3 protein-coding genes are annotated in these 7,704 nt (G+C 63.5%); all 3 read right to left on the bottom strand.

Annotation, left to right across the window (positions count from 1 at the left end; all coding sequences use genetic code 11):
- Positions 1–47: 47 nt before the first annotated feature.
- The 3 genes from glgB to APH25_RS18330 are packed head-to-tail and all read right to left on the bottom strand — an operon-like array spanning position 48 to position 7,613.
- Positions 48–2,261 carry a 1,4-alpha-glucan branching protein GlgB gene (gene glgB / locus APH25_RS18340; RefSeq protein WP_060482915.1) on the bottom strand — a complete coding sequence of 738 codons (2,214 nt, stop codon included), beginning with the start codon at positions 2,259–2,261 and terminating at the stop codon, positions 48–50.
- Complete coding sequence (treS, locus tag APH25_RS18335) at positions 2,258–5,578, bottom strand: maltose alpha-D-glucosyltransferase (protein WP_060482914.1); 3,321 nt, start codon at positions 5,576–5,578, stop codon at positions 2,258–2,260. Before treS ends, glgB begins: the two co-directional genes overlap by 4 nt.
- 19 nt (positions 5,579–5,597) lie before the next feature.
- Positions 5,598–7,613 (bottom strand): alpha-1,4-glucan--maltose-1-phosphate maltosyltransferase, encoded by a 2,016-nt coding sequence (locus APH25_RS18330; protein ID WP_060482913.1) that lies wholly within the window; start codon positions 7,611–7,613, stop codon positions 5,598–5,600.
- Positions 7,614–7,704: the final 91 nt, after the last annotated feature.

The raw sequence follows: 7,704 nt of genomic DNA, 5'->3' as shown, positions 1-7,704 counted from the left end.
ACCCGCCACGGCGATCACCTCCCGGCCCAAACCTGAATAACCTGCACCTACCGAGCAGGCCTCATGATCAACACCCCCAATGGCGGCAAGTTCAGCGCCAGCGACAGGGGTTGCCCGTGGCTAGGCGTTTCTACACTCTCCACCGCTCCCATGTTGCCTATGTTCGAACCCGCATAGGTCTCGGCATCACTGTTCAACAGCTCCTGCCAACGCTCGCCGAACGGCACCCCAACGCGATAACCCTCACGCGGCACCGGCGTGAAGTTGGCCACCACCAACACGGGCTCCCCATCACTGCTCCAGCGCAACCAGGCAAACACGCTGTTCTGCGCGTCATCACCGATCAACCACTGGAAGCCCTGCGGCTGGCAATCCTGCTCGTGCAGCGCCGGCACCTCGCGGTACAGGCGGTTAAGGTCGCTGACAAGGCGCTGCACCCCCTGATGCTCCGGGTACTGCAGCAGGTACCAGTCCAGCTCCGCATCGTGGTTCCACTCCCGCCACTGGCCAAACTCACAGCCCATGAACAGCAGCTTCTTGCCCGGGTGTGCCCACATGTAGGTCAGGTAGGCGCGCAGGTTGGCGAACTTCTGCCAACGGTCACCCGGCATCTTGTCGATCAGCGACCGCTTGCCGTGCACCACTTCGTCATGGGAGATCGGCAGCACAAAATGCTCGGAATAGGCATACACCAACCCGAAGCTCATTTCGTTGTGGTGGTGGGCGCGGTGCACCGGGTCGTTCTGGATGTAATGCAAGGTGTCATGCATCCAGCCCATGTTCCACTTGTAACCGAAGCCCAGGCCGCCTTGTTCGATCGGCTGGCTAACCCCAGGCCAGGCAGTGGATTCTTCGGCGATGATCAACGCGCCGGGCGCTTCATGGGCCGCCACACCGTTGAGGTGGCGGAGGAAGTCGATGGCCTCCAGGTTCTCACGCCCGCCATGACGGTTGGGCACCCACTCCCCCGCCTTGCGCGAATAGTCGCGGTACAGCATCGACGCCACGGCATCCACCCGCAGGCCGTCGATATGGAAGTGCTTCAGCCAATGCAAGGCCGACGCCATCATGAAGCCGCGCACTTCGTTGCGCCCCAGGTTGTAGATGAGGGTATTCCAGTCTTGGTGGTAGCCTTCCAGCGGGTTGTCGTACTCGTACAGCGCCGTGCCATCGAAGCGGGCCAGGCCATGTTCGTCGGTGGGGAAATGCGCAGGCACCCAATCCAGAATCACGCCGATGCTGGCCTGGTGGCAGGCATCGATGAACGCGGCAAAATCTTCAGCCGTGCCATACCGGGAGGTGGGCGCGAACATGGACAGCGGCTGATAGCCCCAGGACCCGCCAAACGGGTGCTCCATGATCGGCAGCAGCTCGATGTGGGTAAAGCCCAACTGCTGTACATAGGGCACCAGGCGGTCGGCCAGCTCGCGCCAGTTGTAGTAGCGGCCTACCTCACCCGCCTCGTTCATCTCGCAGCGCCATGAACCGGGGTGCAGTTCATAGATGGACAGCGGCGCGCTGTAGGCATGGCGCTGGGCGCGCTCGTCCATCCACTGCTGGTCGCCCCACGCATGGCCCAACGGCCCTGCCACCTTGGACGCCGTGCTCGGTGGCAATTGCGTGGCGCGCGCCAGCGGGTCGGCCTTGAGCGGCAGAATGCCGCCCTTGCCCAACACTTCGAACTTGTACGTTTCGCCCACACCCAGGCGCGGGATGAACAACTCCCACACGCCGGCCTCGTGACGCAGCCGCATGAGGTGGCGGCGCCCGTCCCAGTTGTTGAAGTCGCCCACCACGGACACACGCCGGGCATTGGGCGCCCACACCGAGAAGTTGACGCCGTCTACCCCGTCCACCTGGGTGGGCTGGGCACCGAAGCGCCCAGCGAGGTCGCGGTGGTTGCCCTCGGCGAACAGGTGCAAATCCATCTCGCCCAGTTGCGGGCCAAAGCTGTAGGGGTCTTCAGTGACCTGCTCGCCGCCGGCCCAGCCGATCTGCAACTGGTAGGGCTGTGCCTTTTCGAGGTGCGCGGTGAACAGGCCAGGCAGCGAACCTTGCACCATTTCGGCCAGCACCTGGCCGCCCTCGCGCGCCACCACACGGGCGCTGAGCGCGTCGGGCAGGTAGGCCCGCACGGTCAGCCCGCCTTGTGCATCGCCGTGAGGCCCAAGTACCGCAAAAGGGTCGGCGTGCTCGGCGCGAGCAAGGGCATCCAGGTCCCGTTGCCGAAGGCCACCGTTATCACGCGTTGAAACGTTCATTCTGACTCTCCCCAGGTACTGATCAGTCCATGCAGACCATGCAAAGGCACGGCCAGCCAGCTTGGACGGTTCTCGGCTTCATAAGTTATTTCGTAGGCAGCTTTTTCCAGGCAGAACAGCTCCAGCGCGGCACGCTCGCCGTCAGCCTGTTCCCAGGCATGGGGCATGGCTGCGGTCGCCAGCCCGTAGGCTTCGATGAACGCATGCCGCGACTGATGCAGGTAGTGCCGTGCCACGCGCTGCCGGGCCTGCCGCGCCGCGTCGGAAAGGTCCACGCCAGAGGCGCTGCGCAAGATCATCGCAGCAGCATAGTCGAAGGATCGCAACACGCCGCTCACGTCCTTGTACGGGCTGTGCTTGGCACGGCGTTCTTCCAGTGGGCGGGACGGTTCACCCTCGAAGTCGATCAGGTAGGCGTCACCCTGCACCACCAGTACCTGGCCCAGGTGCAGGTCCCCGTGCACGCGCATCAACAGGCCGCCCTGGGCCTTTTGCGTGAGCGCCTGGATATGCTGGGCCAGCCCGTCACGCTGCTGTTGCAGGTCGTCCACCAAGGCTTGGCTGTCGCTGTCCAGCTTGTCGCGGTGCTGGGCCAGCAGGTCCAGCGCGTGGGTCAGCTCGGCGCTTATCTGCGTGCTCCAGCGCGCGCTGTCCTGCCCGTCGCTGGGGCGTGGCGTGAAGGCTTCATCCGCTGTTGGGGCGGCTAGCAGCAGGTGCATTTCGCCCAAGCGTTGGCCAAGCAGCGCAGCGAAGCCACTGAGTTCGGTCAGTGCGTCGGTGTGCGAGTCGGCCTCATTACTGGTGGGCTGCATCTGGTCGCGAATGGCGCGCTCCAAGGTGTTCTGGGTCCAGGCCCAGGCATCGCCCTGGTTGCTGAGGTAGCCCTGGGCAATCATCAGCAAATGCGGCGCGCCCTGCTCGTCCACCCGGCTGACCCATGCCAGCAACGGGGAGATGTTGGCGAAGCCTGCAGCAGTCAGGTAGGCACTCATTTCCAGCTCGGGGTGGATGCCGGCATTGACCCGCCGGATCAGTTTGAGCACCACCGAATCACCCACCACCACCGAGCTGTTGGACTGCTCGGCACTGAGGTAGCGCACCGGGCTTTCATCGTTCAGGCCAAGGCCAGCCAGTTGCTGGGTGTGCTCGAAGCGCAGCTCCCCTTGGCCGCTGCCACAGGGTAGGCGCACGCCGTCTTTGCAGGCTTTGAGCACTGCACGGATGAACGGCTCCAACACGAACGCGTCGGTGATCAGCCCCACCTGATGGGCACGGCGTACCCGTGACAGTGCCAACTGCTGGGGCAGTGCGCTGTTGATCTGGTCTTCGGGCAGCAGGCCGAACGGCAACTGGTAGCGGTGGGTGACGCCATCGCTCTCTACCTCGATTTCACTCAGCAGCACCGGCACGCTGGCGTTCGCCAGGCGTATGCCGTAGCTCAGGCGAATAGCATCGATGGGCCCTTCCTTGCCGGCGAACCAACGCCGCTTGGGCAGGTACTGGGGCAAAATCGACGTTTGCAGGGTGTCGCGGGAGGGGGCCTCGAGCAGCTCCTCCATGCGTTTGCGCAGCACTAAAGTAGTCAATTCGGGTAACCCCTCGGTGGGCTGTATGTGCCAGCTGGGCATGCGGTCGTGGGAGGCCAGCAGGAACCAATAAAAGCCATAAGGCGGCAAGGTGAGCAGAAACGGCAACTGGCCGATGGGCGGGAACGCGCTGCCGCCCAGCATCTCCACCGGCACCATGCCCGCGTACTGGGCCAGCTCAAGCTCGGCCGCCTGGGCAGCGCGGGATACGTTGGCCACGCACAGCACCACTTCGGCAGTGCCATCGGCGTCGGTGTATTCACGGATGTACGCGAGAATGCGCCGGTTGCTGGGCGTGAGGGTGCGGATGCTGCCGCGGCCAAACGCCTTCTGTTGCTTGCGCACGGCCAGCATGCGGCGCGTCCAGTTCAACAGCGAATGCGGGTCGTGGCTCTGGGCTTCCACGTTCACCGTCTGGTAACCGTACAACGGGTCCATGATCGGGGGCAGCACCAGGCGCTGGGGGTCGGCGCGGGAGAAGCCGCCGTTGCGGTCGGGCGACCACTGCATGGGCGTACGCACGCCGTCACGGTCACCCAGGTAGATGTTGTCGCCCATGCCCAGCTCGTCGCCGTAATACAGCGTGGGTGTACCCGGCATCGACAACAGCAGGCTGGTGAGCAGCTCGATACGCCGGCGGTCGCGCTGCAGCAACGGCGCCAGGCGCCGCCGGATACCCAGGTTGATACGCGCTCGCCGGTCTTCAGCGTAGTAGTTCCACAGGTAGTCCCGCTCACGGTCGGTGACCATCTCCAACGTCAGCTCATCGTGGTTGCGCAGGAAGATTGCCCATTGGCAGTTGGCGGGGATTTCCGGCGTCTGGCGCAAAATATCGGTGATCGGAAAACGGTCTTCCATGGCCAGCGCCATGTACATGCGTGGCATCAGCGGAAAGTGGAACGCCATGTGGCATTCGTCGCCTTCACCCTCGCCAAAGTAAGGCCGCGTGTCCTCCGGCCATTGGTTGGCCTCGGCCAGCAGCATGCGGTCGGGGTAATTGGCATCGATCTCGGCACGGATCGCCTTCAGAACAGCATGGGTTTCCGGCAGGTTTTCGTTGTTGGTGCCGTCGCGCTCAATCAGGTACGGGATGGCGTCCAGGCGCAGGCCGTCTACCCCCATGTCCAGCCAGAAGCGCATTACCCCGATGACCGCCTTCATCACCTGCGGGTTGTCGAAATTCAGGTCGGGCTGGTGCGAGTAGAAGCGGTGCCAGAAGTACTGCCCGGCCACAGGGTCCCAGGTCCAGTTGGATTTTTCGGTATCGAGAAAGATGATGCGGGTGCCGTCGTACTTGTGCTCGTCATCCGACCACACGTAGAAGTCCCGGGCCTTGCTGCCGCGCTTGGCATGCCGGGCCCGCTGAAACCACGGGTGCTGGTCGCTGGTGTGGTTGATCACCAGTTCGGTGATCACCCGCAAGCCGCGCTTGTGGGCCTCGGCGATAAAACGCCGGGCGTCGGCCAAGGTGCCGTAGTCCGGGTGCACCGCCTTGTACTCGGCGATGTCGTAGCCATCGTCCCGCCGCGGCGAGGGGTAGAACGGCAGCAGCCACAGGGTGTTGACCCCTAGGTCGGCAATGTAGTCGAGCTTGCCGATCAAGCCGGCGAAATCACCGATGCCATCATTGTTGGCGTCGAAGAACGACTTGATGTGCAACTGGTAGATGACCGCGTCCTTGTACCACAGCGGATCATCGATGAACGCTTGCGGGCGTGCACGCTTGGCCATGTGCGGCTCCTGTCCCTGTTCAGGCTTTGCTGATGCGCCAGATACCGAACGGCTGATGCGAAGGGTCGATGCGCATCCACTGGGTTTTGCCGTACCACGACCAGCGGTGGCCATTCATCAAGTCTTCGCCGTGGGTTTCTGCATCGTCGCCCAGGCCCAGCTCCCACAGTGGCAGCTCGAAATGCGCCTCCTGGACGTTGTGCGGGTCCAGGCTGATGGCGACCAGAATGTAGTTGTCGCGCTGGGGTGTGCGCTTGGCGAAGTACAGGATGTTGTCGTTCCAGCAATTGAAGAACGCCACACCCAGGTGCGTTTGCAATGCCGGGTTCTGCCGGCGAATGCGGTTCAGCCGGGCGATTTCCGGGATGATATTGCCAGGCTGGCTGAAGTCACGCGGGCGAATCTGGTACTTCTCGGAGTCCAGGTATTCCTCCTTGCCTGGCAAGCCGGCAGCTTCGCACAGCTCAAAACCCGAATACATGCCCCACAGCCCCGAACCCATGGTCGCCAACGCTGCGCGGATGAGGAAGCCCGCCCTGCCGTTCTGCTGCAAGAAGAACGGGTTGATGTCCGGCGTATTGACGAAGAAGTTGGGCCGGTAGCACTGGCTCCACGGCGGCTGGTTGAGCTCTTCGAAGTATTCGCGCAGTTCTTCCTTGGTGTTGCGCCAGGTGAAGTAGGTGTAGCTCTGGGCATACCCCACCTTGCCCAGCCGCGCCATCATGGCCGGCTTGGTGAACGCTTCGGCCAGGAACAGCACGTCCGGGTACTGGCGCCGCACATCGGCGATCAGCCACTGCCAGAACGGCAGGGGCTTGGTGTGGGGGTTATCGACGCGGAAGGTTTTCACGCCCTCTTCCACCCAGCCGATGATCACATCGCGCAGCGCGGTCCAAAGGCCTGGCACGGCGTCGGGCGCGTAGAAGTCGACGTTGACGATGTCCTGGTATTTCTTCGGCGGGTTTTCCGCATAGCGAATGGTGCCGTCGGGGCGCCAGCTGAACCAACCGGGGTGTTGGGTAAGCCACGGGTGGTCCTGGGAGCACTGGATGGCAAAGTCCAGGGCGATTTCCAGGCCGTGCTGGGCAGCCGCCGAAACCAGCCTGCGGAAGTCTTCACGGGTACCCAGTTGCGGGTGAATAGCCTCGTGGCCGCCGTCGGGGCTGCCGATGGCATACGGGCTGCCAGGGTCGCCGGGCAGCGCTTGCAGCGAGTTGTTCCGGCCTTTGCGGTGCTGTTTGCCGATGGGGTGAATGGGCGGGAAATACAGCACATCGAAGCCCATGTCGCGGATCATCGGCAGCCGTTGATGCACATCGTCGAACGTGCCGTGGCGCTCCGGGTCATCGGTGATCGACCGCGGGAACAACTCATACCAGCTGGCGAACTGCGCTGCGGGGCGGTCCACATCCAGCGGGTATTCACAGCTGCGGGCGAGGTAGCTGCGGTGCTCGGCAGCGGCCATCAGCTGGGTGGCCTCGTCACCCAGCAGCAGTGCCACCTGCTCGGCCTCCGGCAACCCTGGTAACCGGCCCTGCAACGCTTGCAACTGCTCGCGCAGCGCACCGGTGCTCAGCTCGATGCCTTTGCCCAGCAGCAGCCTGCCCTCTTCAAGCTCCAGCTTGATGCCGACAGCGGCATTGAATTTTTTCTCGAGGTCGTAGCAAAAGGTGGCGTACGGGTCTATCCAAGCCTCGATGGTGAACACATGCGGGCCGATTTCAGTGGGGGTGAATTCTGCCAGCCACAGGTCGTTGCCAGGGGATGTCATGGGTACGCTGTGAACGCGTCGGCTGCCTGCCTGGCGCCAGTTCAGCACCACCGCCATGCGGTCGTGGCCGTCGGTGAACACCTTGCTGCTGACCGCAACAGGCTGGTTGCTGATGGCCTTGGCTGCAAATGCGCCGCCATCAAGCACCGGCTGGGTCGCCTCGATGGCGATACGTGGGGCCATCAACGCCTGGGACAAGCTGATGCCCTGGTCGTGTGGTTGATCGGCCGTGGACACGCTTTCGAAGGGCTCATTCAAAGACATCAGGCCTTGCTCCCCTGGGCTGTTGGCGGTAAGGGTTCAGAGCCGGGGCAGGCGTCGGGGTTCAAAAAAAGTGAGCCGATGCCAGGTGCCG

Source organism: Pseudomonas sp. NBRC 111119 (assembly GCF_001320125.1).
In the GTDB taxonomy this organism is placed as follows: domain Bacteria; phylum Pseudomonadota; class Gammaproteobacteria; order Pseudomonadales; family Pseudomonadaceae; genus Aquipseudomonas; species Aquipseudomonas parafulva.
Note: the sequence above shows the minus strand (reverse complement) of the source record. Positions and strands in the feature narration are given on the sequence as shown.

What these genes read in the sequence shown, in the direction of transcription:
- glgB (WP_060482915.1), bottom strand. Translation starts at nt 2,261, where the DNA reads ATGAACGTTTCAACGCGTGATAACGGTGGCCTTCGGCAACGGGACCTG.
- treS (WP_060482914.1), bottom strand. Translation starts at nt 5,578, where the DNA reads ATGGCCAAGCGTGCACGCCCGCAAGCGTTCATCGATGATCCGCTGTGG.
- APH25_RS18330 (WP_060482913.1), bottom strand. Translation starts at nt 7,613, where the DNA reads ATGTCTTTGAATGAGCCCTTCGAAAGCGTGTCCACGGCCGATCAACCA.